19 protein-coding genes and 1 pseudogene are annotated in these 17,569 nt (G+C 67.4%); 8 read left to right on the top strand and 12 right to left on the bottom strand.

Annotation, left to right across the window (positions count from 1 at the left end):
• Nucleotides 1-19 precede the first annotated feature (19 nt).
• On the bottom strand, nt 20-625 hold the full coding sequence (locus tag GNX95_RS27450; protein WP_163510528.1) for a response regulator transcription factor: 606 nt from the start codon (nt 623-625) through the stop codon (nt 20-22).
• A 136-nt stretch (nt 626-761) separates the two neighbouring features.
• Between GNX95_RS27450 and GNX95_RS27445 the strand changes: the two genes are divergently transcribed.
• Nucleotides 762-1,391 (top strand): dihydrofolate reductase family protein, encoded by a 630-nt coding sequence (locus GNX95_RS27445; protein ID WP_163510526.1) that lies wholly within the window; start codon nt 762-764, stop codon nt 1,389-1,391.
• A 290-nt stretch (nt 1,392-1,681) separates the two neighbouring features.
• Here the strand turns inward: GNX95_RS27445 and GNX95_RS44425 are convergent, their stop codons facing one another.
• From GNX95_RS44425 to GNX95_RS27410, 6 genes and pseudogenes are all read right to left on the bottom strand, one after another.
• The gene (locus GNX95_RS44425; protein ID WP_425483919.1) at nt 1,682-1,909 is read right to left on the bottom strand and encodes an HNH endonuclease signature motif containing protein; all 228 of its coding nucleotides are present in this window, start codon (nt 1,907-1,909) and stop codon (nt 1,682-1,684) included.
• An 80-nt stretch (nt 1,910-1,989) separates the two neighbouring features.
• Nucleotides 1,990-2,663 (bottom strand): annotated as a pseudogene (locus GNX95_RS43435) (DUF222 domain-containing protein); the annotation flags it as partial.
• A 405-nt stretch (nt 2,664-3,068) separates the two neighbouring features.
• On the bottom strand, nt 3,069-3,983 hold the full coding sequence (locus GNX95_RS27425; protein WP_163510519.1) for a carbohydrate ABC transporter permease: 915 nt from the start codon (nt 3,981-3,983) through the stop codon (nt 3,069-3,071).
• Complete coding sequence (locus tag GNX95_RS27420) at nt 3,980-4,870, bottom strand: carbohydrate ABC transporter permease (protein WP_163510517.1); 891 nt, start codon at nt 4,868-4,870, stop codon at nt 3,980-3,982. The genes GNX95_RS27425 and GNX95_RS27420 overlap by 4 nt, the downstream gene beginning before the upstream one ends.
• A 4-nt stretch (nt 4,871-4,874) precedes the next feature.
• Entirely contained in the window at nt 4,875-6,164 is a 1,290-nt protein-coding gene (locus GNX95_RS27415) for an ABC transporter substrate-binding protein (RefSeq protein WP_163510515.1), read from the bottom strand.
• 235 nt (nt 6,165-6,399) lie between these two features.
• Nucleotides 6,400-6,852 (bottom strand): YdeI/OmpD-associated family protein, encoded by a 453-nt coding sequence (locus GNX95_RS27410; protein ID WP_163510513.1) that lies wholly within the window; start codon nt 6,850-6,852, stop codon nt 6,400-6,402.
• Nucleotides 6,853-6,929: 77 nt separating this feature from the next.
• Here GNX95_RS27410 and GNX95_RS27405 point away from each other — a divergent pair, with 77 nt between their 5' ends.
• From GNX95_RS27405 to GNX95_RS27390, 4 genes are all read left to right on the top strand, one after another.
• Nucleotides 6,930-7,580, top strand: coding sequence for a TetR/AcrR family transcriptional regulator (locus tag GNX95_RS27405; protein WP_163510511.1), 651 nt, complete (start codon nt 6,930-6,932; stop codon nt 7,578-7,580).
• Nucleotides 7,581-7,598: 18 nt separating this feature from the next.
• Nucleotides 7,599-8,252 carry a DUF998 domain-containing protein gene (locus GNX95_RS27400; protein ID WP_222853990.1) on the top strand — a complete coding sequence of 218 codons (654 nt, stop codon included), beginning with the start codon at nt 7,599-7,601 and terminating at the stop codon, nt 8,250-8,252.
• 41 nt (nt 8,253-8,293) lie between these two features.
• Nucleotides 8,294-9,049: a cupin domain-containing protein gene (locus GNX95_RS27395; RefSeq protein WP_163510510.1), complete on the top strand. Its 756-nt coding sequence runs from the start codon at nt 8,294-8,296 to the stop codon at nt 9,047-9,049.
• Nucleotides 9,050-9,199: 150 nt separating this feature from the next.
• Nucleotides 9,200-10,066 carry a trypsin-like serine peptidase gene (locus GNX95_RS27390; protein WP_222853989.1) on the top strand — a complete coding sequence of 289 codons (867 nt, stop codon included), beginning with the start codon at nt 9,200-9,202 and terminating at the stop codon, nt 10,064-10,066.
• On the opposite strand, the gene GNX95_RS27385 is transcribed toward GNX95_RS27390, so the two are convergent.
• On the bottom strand, nt 10,063-10,488 hold the full coding sequence (locus GNX95_RS27385) for a nuclear transport factor 2 family protein (RefSeq protein WP_163510508.1): 426 nt from the start codon (nt 10,486-10,488) through the stop codon (nt 10,063-10,065). The genes GNX95_RS27390 and GNX95_RS27385 overlap by 4 nt on opposite strands.
• Before the next feature lie 21 nt (nt 10,489-10,509).
• The gene (locus GNX95_RS27380) at nt 10,510-10,929 is read right to left on the bottom strand and encodes a nuclear transport factor 2 family protein (RefSeq protein WP_163510506.1); all 420 of its coding nucleotides are present in this window, start codon (nt 10,927-10,929) and stop codon (nt 10,510-10,512) included.
• A 186-nt stretch (nt 10,930-11,115) separates the two neighbouring features.
• On the opposite strand from GNX95_RS27380, the gene GNX95_RS27375 reads away from it, so the two are divergent.
• Entirely contained in the window at nt 11,116-11,664 is a 549-nt protein-coding gene (locus GNX95_RS27375; protein ID WP_163510504.1) for a TetR/AcrR family transcriptional regulator, read from the top strand.
• Here the strand turns inward: GNX95_RS27375 and GNX95_RS27370 are convergent.
• Genes GNX95_RS27370 through GNX95_RS27360 form a run of 3 tightly spaced genes read right to left on the bottom strand, consistent with a single transcriptional unit; the run spans nt 11,636 to nt 15,560 of the window.
• The gene (locus GNX95_RS27370) at nt 11,636-12,973 is read right to left on the bottom strand and encodes a D-arabinono-1,4-lactone oxidase (RefSeq protein ID WP_163510502.1); all 1,338 of its coding nucleotides are present in this window, start codon (nt 12,971-12,973) and stop codon (nt 11,636-11,638) included. The two genes, GNX95_RS27375 and GNX95_RS27370, sit on opposite strands and share 29 nt — an antisense overlap.
• Nucleotides 12,970-14,223 (bottom strand): MFS transporter, encoded by a 1,254-nt coding sequence (locus GNX95_RS27365; protein ID WP_163510500.1) that lies wholly within the window; start codon nt 14,221-14,223, stop codon nt 12,970-12,972. Before GNX95_RS27365 ends, GNX95_RS27370 begins: the two co-directional genes overlap by 4 nt.
• A complete protein-coding gene (locus GNX95_RS27360) occupies nt 14,220-15,560 on the bottom strand; it encodes a GH1 family beta-glucosidase (RefSeq protein WP_246281777.1) in 1,341 nt (446 codons plus the stop codon). The genes GNX95_RS27365 and GNX95_RS27360 overlap by 4 nt, the downstream gene beginning before the upstream one ends.
• Before the next feature lie 127 nt (nt 15,561-15,687).
• Here GNX95_RS27360 and GNX95_RS27355 point away from each other — a divergent pair, with 127 nt between their 5' ends.
• Together GNX95_RS27355 and GNX95_RS27350 are read left to right on the top strand one after the other, a co-directional pair.
• Entirely contained in the window at nt 15,688-16,326 is a 639-nt protein-coding gene (locus GNX95_RS27355; protein ID WP_222853987.1) for a TetR/AcrR family transcriptional regulator, read from the top strand.
• A 1-nt stretch (nt 16,327) separates the two neighbouring features.
• Nucleotides 16,328-17,545, top strand: coding sequence for an amino acid deaminase/aldolase (locus GNX95_RS27350; RefSeq protein ID WP_163510498.1), 1,218 nt, complete (start codon nt 16,328-16,330; stop codon nt 17,543-17,545).
• Nucleotides 17,546-17,569 lie beyond the last annotated feature (24 nt).

Genomic DNA, 17,569 nt, shown 5'->3' with positions numbered 1-17,569 from the left:
CGTCAATGTGCAGATTGCACTAGAGCCAGCCGGCTTCGCGCGCGATGCGTGCCGCGTCGACGCGGTTGCGCGCTCCAAGCTTGGTCACGGCTGCCGCCAGGTAGTTGCGTACGGTGCCGTACGACAGGTGGAGCGCGGCCGCGATCTCCACCGCCGACGCACCTTCGGCATGTCGTTTGAGGACCTCGCGCTCGCGATCGGACAAGGGACTGGTCGCCGTCTCCAGCGCGGCCACCGCCAGCGCCGGGTCGAACACCCGCTCACCGGCGCCGACTCGGCGTACAGCGGCGACCAGCTGGTCGGACGGCGTGTCCTTGACCATGAACCCGGCGACGTGCGCGGCGACCGCCTGCCGCAGATGGGCCGGCCGGCCGAGCGCGGTCAGGATCAGTACGCGGCAGGCCGGCAGCTCGTCGTGCAGCGTCGCCGCGGCGGTCAGCCCGTCCACGCCGGGCAGGTCGACGTCCAGCACGGCCACGTCAGGCCGGTGTTCCAGCGCCGCTGCCACGATCTGGTCTCCGCTGGCCACCTCGGCGACCACCTCGAGGTCGTCCTCCAGGTTGATGACGGCAACCAGCGTGTCGCGCAGGATCCGCATGTCCTCGGCGACCAGAACCCGCAACATGCCGTCATTCTCCAATCGCTGTCCAGCGCGTATTGACCTTATCTATGGAACCGCATGAACTTTGGCATTGGACGTATGAGCCGATCCGTCGCAGGCTCATTGGCACCCATCCCGATCTCACGAAGGAACGGCGACGATGTCACTCCTGCGCGTCCACAACTTCGCCATCTCACTCGACGGCTTCGGCACCGGCGCCGGCCAGAGCGCCGACGCACATTTCGGTCACGCCGGTGAGCGCCTGCACCAATGGATGTTCGCGACCCGCTGGTGGCAGGCCGGCGGCAGCGGTGGTGTCGACGACGCCTTCGTCCAGCAGCACGATCCGGGCATCGGCGCGGAAATCATGGGCGCCGGCAAGTTTGGTCACCCCGGCTGGCACGAGGACCCCGACTGGAAAGGCGCCTGGGGCCCCAATCCACCGTTCCACACGCCGGTTTTCGTCCTGACGCACCACACGCGGCCGTCGATCGAAATGGAAGGCGGCACGACGTACCATTTCCTGGACGCCTCACCGGCCGAGGCATTGGAGGCCGCGCGGAAAGCCGCCGACGGCAAGGACGTGCGCCTCGGCGGCGGCGCCACCGTCATCCGCGAGTTCCTCGCCGCCGGCCTGGTCGACCACCTGCACGTCGCCATCGTCCCCATCCTGCTCGGCCGTGGCGTACGTCTGTGGGATGGCTTGGAGGGCCTGGAAAACGACTACCAGGTCGAGGCGACGTCCGCGCCGAGCGGCATCACCCACGTCACCTTCACCCGTACGTCCTAGTGGTGTGTTTCTGAAATGGGATGCCGGGTCCGGTGATCCAGAAGGCGGCTGGGCGTGCCGGGAAAGCGTGCCGTGACCCGCGCCGGAGTCAACGCGACACGATGACAATCCAACGCTTTCTGACGCGGCGTGGGTTGTGTCCAACTTTCGCGTCCGCAAGCAACAGCGACCTGGTGGTTTCGGCCGCTTCATCGAGCCGCACGAGACATGCCTTTCCTCGCCTCAGCGTTCGGTTTGCTGAGGCGAGGAGCGAGCGTTTGTGTTGTTGGTTGGTGGTCCACCTGTTCGGTTCAGCCGTACAGGTGATAGGCATTTCGGAGCGGCTTTTGCTCGTAGTCCACGTCGATTGGTGGGGTGAATTCAGGGTGGCCGTTGTTCATCCGTATGGTCCAGTCGGTGTGGTGAATTTCGCGATGGTGCCGGTCGCAGAGCAACACGCAATTTTCCAGACAGGTGGTGCCACCGTCCACCCACGACACGATGTGGTCGACCGCGTGTGCCGGACGGGCCGCGTGCATCCGGGCCGGGTGCAGCCTTTGTCGCGGGCGATCAACGCTTTCCGCAGCTCTGGGCCGGCCAGCCGTTCCTTGCGGCCGACGTCCAGTGGTACGCCTTCGGAGTTGAGGATGACCGGAATAATGTCCGCGTCGCAGGCGAGGCGGCGGGCGGTTTCGGGGCTGATGGTCGGGCCCTCGTACGCGCGCGCCACACCCAGGCAGTCGCGGAGCATCTCCCAGGAGATCGTCACCGTCAGGTGCGGCCGCTCGGCGCCCTGGATCGGCAACTTCCCCGCATCAGCCACGAGATTCAGGATGTCGGCAAGCGCGTCACCGTTACGCTCGGCAGCTGATCGAGGATCGGGCTTACCGTCCTCACCCTCTGGTTTGGCCAGTGGCGAGAGCACGTCCTGCAACAGACTGCCGGTCTCGGCGTCGAGAATGCCGCGCAACGCGAGGCGGCCGTCGCGACCGGTGTGCAGTGCAGCTCCCGGCGCGGCTTGGCGTCTTCTTTCTCCGATGGCGCGGCGCCGTCGGGGTCCAGGTAGGCATGCAGCCGGGTGCCGAGCCGATAGAGCCGGCCGGCATCCATATGCTTGGCGCCTTCCACGATGGCCGCTTCGGCTTCGCGGCGCTGCTGGAAGTCCACGTGCGCCGGCAACCTCGTGATCACCGTACGGATCGCGTCCAACTGCGAGTCCGCGAGGTCGCCGCGGCGCATGGCTTGGGCGGCGAGGTCCAGCTTCGGCGCCAACATCTCACCGTTCAACGCCATGCCCGGACAGAACGCGCGAGCGCGCTGCACCCGGCGACTGGCCGCGGCCTCGCGATACTCCCGCTCGGCGACACGCAGCATCGCGGCCAGCACGTTCGGGTCTTCCTCCGGCCACGGGTCACCGACTGGCGCGGTGGCGACGGAAGGAGTGGTCATGCCTCCAATAATACCGGCCTTGCCGACAAAACCGGCCGCCAAACCTGGCTATTTTCCTTCGCCGCAAGCGAAATCGTAGTCCGCGATCGGTCGTCGCACTCCCATTGCCGCTGTCGCGATATATGGCCACTGCGAGGCGGTGTTTGGCGCTTCGAGCGGCCATCCCAGCCGTCGCAGCTCTCCGACGCCATCCAGCGAGCCACATCAATTCATCTAACGCACCGACAAAACCACGCCACCGCCAAATGCTCACCGGATCCCGGCCGACATCGTCACCCCTTCCACAAACCGCTTCTGCAGGGTGACAAACAACAAGACCGTCGGCAGCAAGGCCAGCAGCGCCGCCGCCATCATCATGGGTACGCCGGCACTGCCAAGGTTGTTGGCCTGCATCGCCGCCAACCCAACCGGCAACGTCCGGTGGTCATCGTCCGAAGCCACCAACAACGGCCACAAATGCGAGTCCCAGTTTGTCATGAACACAAACAACGCCAGCGCGGCCATCGGACCGCGGACCACCGGCACCACGATCGAGACCAGCGTTCGCAACTCGCCGGCACCGTCCAGCCGCGCCGCCTCCAGCAACTCGTCCGGTACGCCGTCGATCGCCTGCCGCATCAGGAAAATGCCAAAGGCGCTGGTGCCGGCCGGCACGATCAGGCCGGCGAAGCTGTCGACCCAGCCGAGCTGATAGACCAGGGTGTAGAGCGGCACGTAGATGATCTCGACCGGCACCATCAGCGTCGCTAGTACGATCACGAAGGCGGCATTCCGTCCCCGGTAACGAAACTTCGCGAAGCTGTAGCCGGCCGCAGTGCAGGTCAGCACGTTCAGAGCCGTCACACAAACACCGACGAACACGCTGTTGCCGTAATAGCGCGCAAACGGCGTCTGAGTGAAAGGCAACGCGAGGTTTCCCCAGTCGAAGTGGCTCGGCAGCCAGCTCAACGGTACGGCCAGCACCTCACCGGCGGGTTTGAGCGCGGTCAGCACCGCGTACGCCAGCACAGAAAGGAAAACCAGCCCGCCGGCGGTGGCCAGCAGCACCACGAGCGTACGTCCGGCGATGGCGGCCGGGCGGTGCCGGTACGACCGCCGCCGCACCGGCTCCGCGGGGACCTCGACGACCGGAGTCCGCGCCGGCCGGGTCGCCTGATCCGTCATCGGTCCCTCCGCGCGAAAACTCGCAGCTGCAGCAGCGTCAACGCCAGCAACAAAAGAAACATGATGACCGCTACCGCGGACGCGCGACCCATCCGGGCGTTCTCGAAAGCCGTCTTGTAGACGAAAAGGTTGACGACCTCGGTGCCGAAGGAGCCGTTGGTGAGCACGGCCTGCGGACTGAACGCCTGGAAGCCGCGGATCACCGCCATCACCGAGCACACCGCGGTGACCGGCCGCAGCATCGGCAGCGTCACATACCAGAAGCGGTGCCACCAGCCGGCGCCGTCCAGCCGAGCCGCCTCGAAGACGTCGTCCGGGATTGTCTGCAGGCCGGCCAAGAACAGGATAAGGAAAAAGCCGGTCTCCTTCCACACGCTCATCAGCACCAGGCCCCACATCGCGCTGGTCGAGCTGGTCAGCCAGTTCACGTTCAGGTGCAGCGTCTGGTTGAGCATGCCGTCCGGATTCAGCACGACCCGCCAGATCACCGACACGGCGACCCAGCTGATCGCGACCGGCAGGAAATACAGCAGCCGCACCAGTCCGAGACCGCGCATCCGGCTGTTCAACGCGTGCGCGAGCACTAGGGCGAGCACCAGCGCCGGGACGTACGTGCCGGCGGCATACCAGATCGTCTGCGCCAGCGCCGCGCCGAAGCGCGGATCCGTTGCCAGATATTGGAAGTTTTTCAGGCCGACGAACTCCGGCGGCGCGGTCAGGCTGTAGTCGAAGACGGACAGGTAGAAGACCCGCAACATCGGATAGATCGCGAACGCCGCAAACAACACCAGTGCCGGCGCGGCGAGCGTCACGCCGACCAGGTTTCGGTGCCGTTGCGCGGGATCCTTCGGCCGGCGGACCGGCCGAAGGACGCTGAGCGTAGCCATCGAATCAGCTGCCAAGACTTCGCTGGATCTGGCCGGACGCCTTGTCCGCCGCGGCCTGTGGTGCCAGGCCGTTGAAGACGGCGTCGTTGACCATCGCGGTCAGTGCGTCCTGGATCTCCGCGTAATGCGGCGCGACCTGGTCGAACTTTCCGTTCTGGTAGGCCGCTGACCACACCGGCAGCGCCGGCACCGCCTTCGCCGCCGCGCTGCTTTCCCAGCCTTTCAGCGGTTGGATGAAGTCCACATCGGACAGCCAGCGGTCGTGTTGGCTGGACAGGTACGAAATGAAGGACCACGCCTCCTTCTGATGCTTGCTCGCCCCGTTGACGCACCAGTAGTAGCCATACCAGCGGCCGGCCGGTTTGGCCGGATCGACCTGCGGCAGCGGCACGACCTTGAGCTGCTTGTACGTGTCGGGGTTGCTCTGCCGGATCTGTTCCATCGCCCACGGATAGACGATCGCCATCGACTGCCGGCCGGTCGCGAGGTCGCTGAACGGCGCGGTCGCCTCACGCGACGACTTGTTCGGATCGGCCGCGCGGTTGGCGCCGGTCGCCAGCTCGACCCAGATCTTCAGCGCGGCGACCGCCGCCGGCGAGGCGATCGTCGACTTTTCGTGTTTCTGATCGGTGATCGTGCCGCCGGTCTGGTTGAGCAGCGTCTGCAGCTGCTGCGTGTACCAGCCCGAATGCAGGTAGAGAAAGCTGAAAGCCTGGGTGTGCTTGGCCGCGACGAGCTTCTTCGCGTCGGCCATCACCTCGGTCCAGGTCGCCGGCGGCTTGTTCGGATCGAGGCCGGCGTCGGTGAAATGCTTGGTGTTGATGGCAAACGCGGTCGCGTTGAACTCGCTCGGTACGCCATAGAGCGTTCCGTCGTCACCGGTCGCGCCGCCGAGGGTGCCGGCGTTGTACTTCGCTCGTACGGCCGGCACCGAGCCGGCGCCGTAGGCGGCCGCGTCGAGCGGCGCGAGCAGCCGCTTGGGGATGTACTCGCCGCGCAACGCGCTGTCGTCCATGTTGAGCACGTCCGGACCGGTGCCGTTGCTGAGCGAGGTCAGCATCTTGGTGCCGAACTCGTCGTTGGGGATCGTCTGGTAGTCGATCTTGACGGTGGGATGCGCCTTCTCGTACTCGGCGATGATCTTCTTGTTCAGCTCGATCATCGGCGGATGTGTGTGCGTCCAGAAGGTCAGTGTCGTCACGCCGCTGGAACCCGATCCGCTGCAGGCCGTCAGGCCGACGGCGACCAGAGTCGCGGCGAGTGCGCTGGCGAGCGCGGTCTTCCAACGTGCCATGTCCGCTCCAGGTGGTGCTGAGAAACCCTGCGTCACGATGACGTGCACAACACCATGGGTGACGAACGACCTGCTCACCAGGGGGGATGGCAATCCGGTTAGACCAGGTGTCTAGTCCATCCGGCCGATCGCGGCGAGCCGACCGGCAAGGACTGATCCGTCCGGCAGGCCGCTGGTCTACGGCAACGTACGGCTGGTCGCTTGTCATTTCCGACATATGCGGCCGGCCGATCGGTCATCGGCGGGTACGGCGTGCGCGCAGAGCCTCCATCGCCTGCTCCAGCCGGCGTTGCCGGGTTTCCGGCTTCTTCGCCTGCTCGATCCACTCCGTGTAGCCGCGCCGCTGGCTGGCGGTCAGGCCGTCGAAAAACGCGCGTACGTCCGGTTCGGCGGCGAGCGCGGTTCGCAGGTCGTCCGGCACACTGACCTGCGCCGGCTCGTGGCACAGCTCGATCTCGACGGTCAGCCGCTCGCCGGCGCGTACGCCGGCCGCCTCGCGGACGGCCGCGCTGACCGGGATCAGCACCTCGCCGGACATCGTGCCGAGCGTCGTCTGAAACGTGTATCCGTTGAACGACACCGAAACGCGCGGCCGGCGTCCGCCACCCAGTCCGTCCAGGACGGCTTCCGGCACGGCGATGCCGGTCGCCGTCTTCCCGTTGAGCCGAAGCTCCGCGTCGAATCTCATCGCTGACCTCCTGTCTGAGAACTAGACCGTACAGTACTGGAGGAGTACTGTACGGTCCAGTTCTACGAGGAGGTCACATGGACGAGCTCGGTCCTGCCGAGTTGGCGCGGGGACGGACGGCACTCAAGCGCCGGCAGATCACCGACGCGGCGCTCGCGCTGTTCCTGCGCAACGGATACGACAAGACGAGCATGGACCAGATCGCGGCTGATGCCGGTGTCTCCAAACAGACCGTCTACAAGCAGTTCGCGGACAAGGAAACGCTGTTCGAGGAGATCGCCCGTGGCGTGACCGGGAAGTCCGACCACATCCTGGACGAGCTCACCGCGATCGCGCAGACGCCGGTCAGCACCGGTGACGACCTGCGCAAGACCCTGCAACGCCTGGCGCGGCGATATCTCGACGCCGTCATGGAGCAACCCGTGCTTTCGTTGCGGCGGTTGATCATCGCCGAAGCAGACCAGTTTCCCGAGCTGGCGTCGCACTATTACCAACAAGGTCCTCAGCGCGGGCTCGACCTGATCGAGTCGGCGCTGCGCCGCTGGTCCGAGCAGGGTCTGCTGGCCGCGCCGGACCTGCGGCTGGCCGCATCGCAGTTTGCCTATCTGGTGCTGGGAAGCAGCCAGGATCACGCGCTTTTCCAATCCGGACAGACACCGCGGCCGGCGGAGCGGACCAGAATCGCCAAGGCCGCCGCATCCATGTTCCTGGCGGCGTACGGCCGCTGACCCGACGGGAGTGACGACATGACAGACCCGACCGCGTCCGGCTTCGACCGCGGCGCCGCGGTGACCCGCTCGATGCTCGGCTGGGGTGTGGTCGCCGGCCCCTTCTATCTCGTATTCGGCCTCGTTCTCGCGTTCACCAGAGCCGGCTTCGACCTCACACGCGATGCGTTGAGCCTGCTGTTGATCGGAAACCTCGGCTGGCTGCAGTGGTGCAACCTGGTGCTGTCCGGCCTGATGACCGTCGTGGCCGCGATCGGCCTTCTGCGTACGCCACGATGGTCGCGCACAGCGGCGGCGCTGGTCGGCGCGTACGGCATCTGCCTGGTGCTCAGCGCGATTTTCCCGCCGGACGCGACCAAAGACTTTCCGCCCGGCGCCGGAGGCGGAGCGTTCACCGCCGCCGGCATGCTTCATTTCGTGTTCGGTGGCATCGGATTTCTCAGCGTCGGCGTCGCGGCGATCATCGCCGGCTCATGGCACACACGCGGCCTGTGGTCTCGGCTCGCCGGCGTCGTGATCATCGTCGCTTTTGTCGCTGGCGGCGCGCTTTCCGCGTTTCCTGGCGGCGTCGGCCTCATCTGGATCACCGTGGTCGCCACCTGGTTGTGGCTGGCGCTCACCTCGGTCGCGGCCTATCGCGCGATTCCGCATCCGGTCATCGCGCGGCGCTGATCCGGAGATTACCCTGGAAATGCCGGCGAAAGGAGGGCGCGATGGCCTCGCGGTTCGTCGTGCACCGGTCCGCCGCGCGGCCGGACGGAGCGGTGCTGACCGAGGAGTTCGGCTGCCGGCTGCTCACCGAGTCGGTGTTTTCCTTCCAGGCCGGCACAACCGCGTCATTCGACCCCGGCGGCCACGAGGAGTTGCTGTTCGTCGTACGCGGCGGCGGCCACCTCCTGGTCGGCCGGACACGGCAGGAGTTCGGTCCGCAGACCGGCATCCACATCGCGCCAGGTGAGACCTGTCAGCTGGAGATCGCCGATCCGGTCGAGATCGTGTGCGTACGCGTCATGCGGCCGGCCGGCGACGTGGCCGTCGGTGAGCGGCGCAGGGTTTCTCCGTTGCACGCACGCGACATCGGCCACGCCACCGCCGGGCGCCAATACCGGATCCTGGCCGATCCGTCGACCGGCTTCGGCTCCGGCACGCATTTCGTCGGCGAGGTGCCGGCCGGCGAGCCGGCGCCGGTGCACTACCACCTCTACGACGAGGTCATCTACGTGTTGCGCGGCAACGGAATCCTGCACGTCGACGACGAACACAACCCGCTGAGCCCAGGCACCTGCGTGCACCTGCCGGCGCGTACGTTGCACCAGGTGGAAAACACCGGTGACACGCCGATCGTCGAGGTCGCCGTGTTCGTGCCGGCCGGCTCACCGGCGGCCGCGTACCTGCCGGACGGCACCAGCGCCTATCCGGGCGTCCCCGACGACCCGCAACGCCTCGTTACCGGCCCTGGCCGCCAGTGACGAGGCGTCGCGGCCAAAGGATCTCCCAACCGGCCGCCAGCGTTTCGTCTCGATCCGGCCAATGGCCGCTGACCTGCGATAATCACAGTTGTCGGATTGGTGGTCGCGGGCTCGGCCGAGGTACCGTCTTGGAGGCCGGGGAGGAGGCGCATGCGCAGGCGGTTCATGGTGATCATGGCGGCGTTGTCCGCGACAGTGCTCGCAACCTGCGGCCTGTCCACCCCTCCGGCGATGCCGGCGGCGCACCGGCTGGAAGCGCCGCACTCGGAGGCCTCCGCATACTGGAACGCGCACCGGCTGCGCGAGGCACGGCCGGTGCGCGCACACACCGCGCGGGACGGCCAGGCCGCCAAGGAGGAGCGCGCGGCGACCGAGCTGCGGGTCGGCGGCCTGTTCTACCACGACGTGGACGGCGGCCACTTCTGTACGGCCAGCGTGGTCGACTCGCCTGGCCGCGACATGATCCTGACCGCCGCGCACTGCGTCTACAGCGAGGGCTCGCCGCGCAGCGACATCGCCTTCGTGCCGGACTACAACGCCGGCCAGATGCCATACGGTGTGTGGACGCCGACCAACATCGTCGTCGACGACCGCTGGAAATCCAACGAAGATCCCGACGTCGACGTGGCTTTCGTCGAGCTGGCGCCAAACAACGGCCGCCGGATCGCCGATGTCATCGGCGCCAACGAGCTGGTGTTCAACGCCGACTCCGACCAGATCGTCCGGGTCACCGGCTATCCGTCGTCGCAGGACGCGCCGATCACCTGTGTCAACAGGTCATCTCGGCTGAGCGCGTCGCAGTTACGTTTCGCCTGCGCCGGTTTCAGCGGCGGCACCAGCGGGAGTCCGTGGCAGGCGGCCTTCGACCCGGCCACCGAGACCGGCGCGATCGTCGGCCTGATCGGCGGTTACGAAGGCGGCGGCGACACCGACGACGTGTCATACAGTCCGTATTTCGGTGACGACATCCAACTGTTGTACGACCGCGCGACCAGCGGGGTCGTCGCCCCGAGCTAACGGTAGGCCGCGACAAGTTCCTCCAGGCGGCCAAAAGCGCGCGCCGACGCCACCGGATCGGCGTAGTCACGCGAATGCGCGATGAGGCCGTCCCTGATCGTCATCACCAGGATGTAGTCGCTAGCAAAGGAAGCGCCGGTCGCGGTGACCGTACGCTGAAGGGTGAACTCGGTGACGACGACTTCCGGGTCGGTGGTCTGGTAGATCCGCACCGGCTCGATCCCGTCGATGGTCCACAGTCCCCGCACCGACTGGAAACGAGCGCGAAACTCCTCGCGTCCCTGTGACCGGCGCGGCACTCCCGGCGGCGCGAACGGGATCTCGATGACCGCGTCCTCGGCGTAGAGATCGGCGAGCTGGTCGTACGCCCCGGCGGCGGAAACCTCGATGAAACGTTCTACGACAGCGGTTGGCTGACTCATCGGACACACTCCAAACTGTGCTCAGTCGACGGAAATGACGCGTGGGTTCTGGAAGTCGCGATAGTGCACGATCCGGCCGTCGCGAACCCGGATGATCCCGATGGAGGAGGAAAAGCGGTAGTCCTCGCCGGTTTCCTTTACACTGCCGTACGCCTCGAACTCCACCACGACGACCTCGGGATCAGTTGTCTCATGCACGACAATCTCGGCACCGCGGGTGTCCAGCCGCGCACGGCTCGACCTGACGCGTGCGGTCAGGCCGTCGCGAATTGCCTGCCGGCCGACGAAACGGGTCGGCCGGTCCGGCGGATCGAACGGCAGCTCGAAGACGCCGTCCTCCGCGAACAGCCCGAGGAAGATCTCGAACCCGTTGGATATCTCGAAAACTCGGCGCAGCTGCGCGGCCACCTCGGCCGGGGTCGGAGGGTTGGGTGTGGTCATGGTTCTCCCTGAGGACGTGGGCGACAGCAAAGCGGAACGATCGCCCCGCTTAGTTCGACCATACGGATCGGTGGCCCCGTTTGTCAAAGCGCGAAAAGAGGGGATACTCGGGTGATGGCCGAAGAAACCGCGGTTTCAGATGTCCGGTCGGCCGTCCGGTCAGCATCGGACCAGGCTGGTCCGCCGATGCGCGCGGACGCTCGTCGCAACCGACTCCGCGTGTTGCGCGCCGCCGAGGAAGTGTTCGCCGTGCAGGGGATCGCCGTGCCGCTGGACGAGATCGCTCGTCGCGCCGGCGTCGGAGCCGGCACGGTCTATCGGCATTTTCCCACCAAAGAGGCGCTTTTCGAGGCGGTGGTGGGTGAGCGGCTGGAGCAGTTGCTCGGCGACGCGACCAGCCTGCTGTCCGCCGAGGACGCCGGCGCCGCGTTTTTCGAGTTCTTCGCGATGAAGGTCGAGCAGGCCTCGCTCAACAAGGCGCTGTCCGACGCGATCGAGCTTTCCTGCGGTGCCGGCGGTCGCCGCGACCAGCCGGACACCGTGCACACGTTGTGGGTCCTGATGGGTCAGCTTTTGCGGCGTGCGCAACAAGCCGGCGCCGTGCGGGCCGACCTCGACCCCGACGACGTGCGTGCGCTGATGGTCGGCTGCGTACGCGCGCAGGACCAGTTGGAGCGCGAAAAGGCCAACCACATCGTCGACGTACTCACCGACGGGATGCGGCCTCCGCGTTAGGGCCTGTTCCGAGCACGCGATCCAGGTAGGCGTTGGAGAACAGGCCGATCGGGTCGAGCTTGTCGCGCAGCGCAACGAATTCGTCGAAGCGGGGATAGCGCTCGCGCAGCGCGGCGGCGTCCAGCGTGTGCAGCTTCCCCCAGTGCGGCCGGCCGCCGGTCTCGACCGCGATCGCCTCCACCTTCCGGAAATACGGCCAGAAGTCGGTGCCGGCCGGCATGTGTACGGCCACATAGCCGGACGCGCGGCCGGACGCCGTGGACAGCGGAATGTCGTCCGCCGCGGCCACTCGCACCTCGATCGGAAACGGTACGCGCAGGCCGTCGCGGTCGATGGTGGCCTGGATTTCGCTGACTACATCAACGATGTCCGTACGAGGTACGGCGTACTCCATCTCGACGAACCGGACCCGCCGCGGTGACACGAAGATCTCCGCCGAGTAGTCGGTGAACGTACGCGAACCGAGCGCGCGGGCCGATATCCGGTTCAAGCGCGGGATGCCGGCCGGCACGCGGCGAGAGATCCCCACGATGGCACCGAAGGCGCCGTTGGACAGCACCTCGTCGTCCACAATGGACTTCCAGCGCGGCAGCGGCGCCAGCTCGGTGTCGAACGGCAGCCTGGTGTTGCGTTTGGTCAGCGCCAGATCGGTGTGCGGAAACCAGTAGAACTCGAAGTGGTCGGTGCCCTCGGCCAGCGAGTCGAAGCCGGACAGCACGTCGGCCAGCGGCATCGGTCCTTCTTCAGCGCACAGCGCGAAAGCCGGCTCGGTCTGCAGCGTGACCGTGGAGACCAGACCGAGCGCACCGAGCCCCACCCGAGCCGCCGCGAACACCTCGGGGTTTTCCTCCGGTGTGCAGGTCAGCACCGAGCCGTCCGCGAGCACCAGCTCCATGCCGCGGATTTGGGTCGCGATGCCACCAAAAGCCGCGCCGGTGCCGTGCGTGCCGGTGGAGACCGCGCCGCTGATCGTCTGCTTGTCGATGTCGCCGAGGTTGGTCATCGACAGGCCGGCCTGGCGCAGGATCCCGTTGAGCGTACGGATCGTCATGCCGGCCTCGACGGTGACCAGGCCGGTTTTCCGGTCCAGCCAGACCAGTCCGGCGTGCCGGTCGAAGGCGACCTGGCCGCCGTCCGGCTTGCCGATCGCGGTGAACGAGTGGCCGCTGCCGATCGCCTTCAACCGGCCGCCGGCTTTACGCGTCGCGTCGACGACGTCGACGATTTCCGCCGTACCACGTGGATGATGGACCGTCAGGCCGGTCGCGCGCTGGTTGCCGGCCCAGTTTTTCCAACGGTCGCTGGTCATTTGACACTCCGGATCGGTACGACGGCGAAGGCTCCGAGCAACGTGACGACGGCGGCCAGCAGGAACATGCCACGATAGCCACCCAGATAGGTGATCGCGACGCCGGCGACGGCTGGTGCGAGCACCTGCGGCGCCGAGTTGGCGATGTTGATGATGCCGAGATCCTTGGCACGGTCGCGGGCGGCCGGCAGCACCTGGGTGATCAGTGCCTGGTCGACACTGAGATACATGCCGAATCCGAGGCCGAGTACGGCTCCGGTGGCCAGCGTCGCCGGCCAGGTCTGCCAGAAAACGACGATCAGCGAGCCGATCGCCTGCACGATCGAACAGCCGAACACGAAGATCTTCCGCCGGCCGAGCCGGTCGCTGATCGCGCCACCGGCCACGCAGGTCACCAGGATGCCTGCGCTGAACGTGGCCGTGACGATGAGAAAACCGGTGTCCGGGTCCGGATAGTGCACGGCGTCGGTGAGGAAGTAGAGGATGTAGAGCGTCATCATGAAGTTGCCGAGCTGCACCAGAAACCGGCAGATCCAGGCCCAGCCGAAATCCGGGTAGGCTCGCGGGTCGACCCAGAATCCGGCCAGAAAACCGCGCCACGACCAGGCCGGCCGAGACTCGCGCGGCAGCGGATCGTCCTTGGTGAGAAACACGAAAGGCATCGCCAGCGCGACGAGAATGAGCGCCAACGCGCCGTACGCCGGGACGATCGCGGTGACCAACACGGTCACGATGGCGATGCCGATGAGCGGTCCGATCACCTGCGGCAGGCTGGCCCACGCCGACACCACGCCGCGCTGTTCGGTCGGTACGCGGTCAGGCACCGCCGCCGTCAGGGTCGCGGTCATCGCGTTGAGGCAGAGTTGCACGGCCATCCAGCACAACGCGACGCCGAGCACGCTGGTTTGCAGGCTCACCAGGAAAACCGCGGCCGCGCCGGCCAGGATCGAGCAGAACGTCCACGGATGCCGCCGGCCGAAGCGCGAGACCGTACGATCCGACAGCGCGCCGAACAGCGGATTGGCCACAATGGACACTGCCGCGCCGGCACCGGTCACCCAGCTGAGCGCGACGACCTTGCCGGTCGGATCCAGCAGGGCGACCTGTTTGGGCAGCAGCACCTCGACCGGGGTCAGGAAGGCCAGCCACAGGCCGATGTTGGACAGCGACAGCAACGCGATCCACAGTTTGCCGACGCGTGCGCGCGGCTCCGTGAGTGCCGACGGACGCTCGACTCGCAGCTCGGTCACGGTGTCACCCCGCGGATCAGGTCGCGATACCAGTAATAGGACGCTTTCGGCGTACGCTGCGCGGTCTGGAAGTCGACGTGCACCAGGCCGAACCGCTGCGAAAACCCTTCGGCCCACTCGAAGTTGTCCAGCAGGCTCCACAACATCGCGCCGCGTACGTCCACACCGGAGGCGACCGCCTCGGCGATCGCCTCGACGTGCGAGGCGAGAAAGGCGACCCGCTCGAAGTCGTCGCAGAAGCCGTCAGCGTCCGGCTTCTCGTCGTAGGCGGCGCCGGTTTCGGTGACGTACAACGGCGGCAGCGCGTCGCGATAGCGATCTTTCAGCATGACCAGCGTTTCGCGCATGCCGTCGGGCACCACCGGCCAGCCGGACGCCGTCCGGTCGAAGCCAGGCAGCTCGGCCAGCCGGAAGGGCAGCGGGTCGGCCGGCTCCGGTGCCGACACGGCGAGCACGTTGTAGTAGTTGACGCCGAGGAAATCCAGCGGAGCGGCGATGATCTCCAGATCGCCGGAGCGCACCGGCTTGCTCGCCGGATCCATCTCGAAGGCGTCCAGCCCGGCCGGATATTCGCCGAGCAGCACCGGATCGGTGAACAGGCGGTTCTGGATCGCGTCCAGCGCGCAGGCAGCGGCGCCGTCGCCACCGCCGTTGACGGGTCGTACGGGCGCATAGCTGTTGATCAGGCCGACCTGCCGGGCGCCGCCGGCGCGCACCGCACGGACACCGAGGCCGTGTGCCAGCAACAGGTGATGTGCGACCGAAAACGCGGCGACACCGGTCAGGTTCTGGCCTGGCGCGTGGAAACCGAGCACGTGGCCGAGGCCGAAGTGCTCGAACGGCTCGTTCATCGTCGACCAGCGGGTCACCCGGTCGGCCAGCGCGGTGGCCAGTTTTTCGGCATACTCGGCGAAAACGTACGCGGTGTCGCGGGACCGCCAGCCGCCGGCGTCCTGCAGATCCTGCGGCAGGTCCCAGTGGAAGAGGTTGACGACCGGCTCGATGCCGGCGGCGAGCAGCGCGTCGACCAGCCGGTCGTAGAAGGCGAAACCCCGCGGGTTGGCGGCGCGGCCGCCGGCGAGGACCCGCGACCACGAAACCGAGAACCGATAGCTGTCGACGCCGAGGCCGGCGAGCAGGTCGACGTCGTCTTTCCAGCGGTGGTAGTGATCGCAGCCGGGGTCGGGACGGTCGCCGCCGGCAATCCGGCCCGGCTGCGCGCAAAACGTGTCCCAGACCGAGGGCGTACGCCCGTCGGCGGCGCTCGCGCCTTCGATCTGGAAGGCGGACGTGGAGATCCCCCACTCGAAGCCGGCCGGCAGTCGCAACGCTCTCACCAGGCATTTCCTCTCGCTGGGTTCCGGCCAGTGTGACTGGGTCATACGTCCAAGTCAACTGTCCGGAACGCTTGACTTGGACAACTGATCGGCCGCATGCTGGGACTTCGTCACGAAGGAGGCCACCGTGGTGCGAATCCCGGCCGACGAGCGCCGCCGGCAGCTGGTCGCCGCCGCGTTCCGGGTGATGGCGGCCGACGGCATCGGGGCCGCCACCACGCGCGCGATCGCCGCCGAGGCCGGCATGCCGCTGTCCAGCTTTCACTACTGTTTCCGGTCGAAAAACGAGCTGCTCGGCGAGCTGACCGACCAGATGGTCGCGCGCGAGGTCAACGCGGCATCCACGGTTTTGTTGCTCGGCGAGGGTTTGCAGGCGACCATCCGCGCCGCATTGCGCGCGTACTGGAAACTCGTAGAGGAAGCACCGGGCGAGCACCAGGTGTTGTACGAGCTGACCCAGGTGGCGCTGCGGACTCCCGGCCTGGAAGACCTGGCGCAGCGCCAATACGCGCGATATCAGGCCGGTTGCCGCGAGATGATCGAGCGGATCGGTGACGCGTGCGAGGTCGACTGGCGGCTGCCGGTCGAGGTTTTGGCGCGGATGCTGGTGACGCTGGTCGACGGACTCACGCTCAACTGGCTGGTGGACCGGGATTCCGAGCAGGCGCTTGCCGTCCTGGACGCCAGCGCCGAACATTTCGCTTCGCTGGCGCGGCCGCGCCGGTCGTCGCGGCGGCGCGTGCCGGCCGCGGCCGGCAGGGCGTGAGATGACCGAGACCGGCGTTCGCCGCGTGCCGCACCTCACCCGAGCCGCTCTCGACGTCGCGACCGCCGGCTTGGCGCCGCCGTTCGCGGTCGTCGATCTGCCGTCTTTACGCGCGAACGCCGCCGATCTGGTGCGCCGTGCGGCCGGCCGGCCGATCCGGGTCGCCAGCAAATCGGTGCGCTGCCGGGAGATCCTGCGCCAGGTGCTCGCGATGGACGGTTTCGCCGGCATCCTGTCGTACTCCCTGGCCGAATCGCTGTGGCTGGCCGAAGACTTCGACGACGTGGTCGTCGCGTATCCGACGACCGACGCCGAATCGTTGCGCCGGCTGGCATCCGACGCGCGGCTGGCCGCGCGGGTGACCCTGATGGTCGACAGTGTCGAGCATCTGGACCTGATCGACGCCGCGATCGCCGGAGTTTCCGGTCCACCGCTGCGACTGTGCCTGGACCTGGACGCCTCGCTCCGGCTGGCCGGCGGACGCGTCCATCTCGGCACGCGCCGCTCGCCGGTGCACAGCGTGGCGTCGGCGGTGTCGCTGGCCCGCCGGATCGTGCAACGGTCGCGTTTCCTGCTGGTCGGCATCATGTCGTACGAGGGACAGATCGCCGGCCTCGGCGACCGGCCGGCCGGAAATCCGTTGCGCGGCCTGGCGATCCGCGCCGTACAGGCGGCCTCGGCGGCCGAGCTGTTCCACCGTCGCGCCGCGGTCGTCGCCGCCGTCTCGGCGCTCGCCGACCTGGAGTTTGTCAACGGTGGCGGCACCGGCAGCGTCGAGCGGACCGTACGCGAGTCCGCCATCACCGAGGTCGCCGCCGGCTCCGGCCTCTACGCGCCGCGGCTCTTCGACGAATACCGTGCTTTCACGCCGTATCCGGCGGCGCTGTTCGCGCTCGCCGTGACCCGCCGGCCGGCGCCCGGCATCGTGACCGTCGGCGGCGCCGGCTGGATTGCCTCCGGCCCGCAGCTGCCCAACCGCGTACCGGCGCCGGTTTTTCCTGCCGGACTGCGGATGATCCCGTCCGAGGGCGCCGGCGAGGTGCAGACACCGCTGCGCGGCGCGGCCGCGGATTCGTTGCGGGTGGGGGAAAGGGTGTGGTTTCGGCACGGCAAGGCCGGGGAGCTGTGCGAGCACGTCAACGAGCTGCACCTGATCGACAACGGCACCGTCGTGGCGGTCGCGCCAACCTATCGCGGCGAAGGCAAGGCCTTCGGCTGACCGTCACCTTTTGGTGCGGGGCCG

It is taken from the genome of Fodinicola acaciae (assembly GCF_010993745.1).
Lineage (GTDB): Bacteria > Actinomycetota > Actinomycetes > Mycobacteriales > HKI-0501 > Fodinicola > Fodinicola acaciae.
Note: the sequence above shows the minus strand (reverse complement) of the source record. Positions and strands in the feature narration are given on the sequence as shown.

Coding starts and splice junctions, on each gene's coding strand:
- GNX95_RS27450 (WP_163510528.1), bottom strand. CDS start 625: ATGTTGCGGGTTCTGGTCGCCGAGGACATGCGGATCCTGCGCGACACG.
- GNX95_RS27445 (WP_163510526.1), top strand. CDS start 762: ATGTCACTCCTGCGCGTCCACAACTTCGCCATCTCACTCGACGGCTTC.
- GNX95_RS44425 (WP_425483919.1), bottom strand. CDS start 1,909: ATGCACGCGGCCCGTCCGGCACACGCGGTCGACCACATCGTGTCGTGG.
- GNX95_RS27425 (WP_163510519.1), bottom strand. CDS start 3,983: ATGACGGATCAGGCGACCCGGCCGGCGCGGACTCCGGTCGTCGAGGTC.
- GNX95_RS27420 (WP_163510517.1), bottom strand. CDS start 4,870: ATGGCTACGCTCAGCGTCCTTCGGCCGGTCCGCCGGCCGAAGGATCCC.
- GNX95_RS27415 (WP_163510515.1), bottom strand. CDS start 6,164: ATGGCACGTTGGAAGACCGCGCTCGCCAGCGCACTCGCCGCGACTCTG.
- GNX95_RS27410 (WP_163510513.1), bottom strand. CDS start 6,852: ATGAGATTCGACGCGGAGCTTCGGCTCAACGGGAAGACGGCGACCGGC.
- GNX95_RS27405 (WP_163510511.1), top strand. CDS start 6,930: ATGGACGAGCTCGGTCCTGCCGAGTTGGCGCGGGGACGGACGGCACTC.
- GNX95_RS27400 (WP_222853990.1), top strand. CDS start 7,599: ATGACAGACCCGACCGCGTCCGGCTTCGACCGCGGCGCCGCGGTGACC.
- GNX95_RS27395 (WP_163510510.1), top strand. CDS start 8,294: ATGGCCTCGCGGTTCGTCGTGCACCGGTCCGCCGCGCGGCCGGACGGA.
- GNX95_RS27390 (WP_222853989.1), top strand. CDS start 9,200: ATGCGCAGGCGGTTCATGGTGATCATGGCGGCGTTGTCCGCGACAGTG.
- GNX95_RS27385 (WP_163510508.1), bottom strand. CDS start 10,488: ATGAGTCAGCCAACCGCTGTCGTAGAACGTTTCATCGAGGTTTCCGCC.
- GNX95_RS27380 (WP_163510506.1), bottom strand. CDS start 10,929: ATGACCACACCCAACCCTCCGACCCCGGCCGAGGTGGCCGCGCAGCTG.
- GNX95_RS27375 (WP_163510504.1), top strand. CDS start 11,116: ATGCGCGCGGACGCTCGTCGCAACCGACTCCGCGTGTTGCGCGCCGCC.
- GNX95_RS27370 (WP_163510502.1), bottom strand. CDS start 12,973: ATGACCAGCGACCGTTGGAAAAACTGGGCCGGCAACCAGCGCGCGACC.
- GNX95_RS27350 (WP_163510498.1), top strand. CDS start 16,328: ATGACCGAGACCGGCGTTCGCCGCGTGCCGCACCTCACCCGAGCCGCT.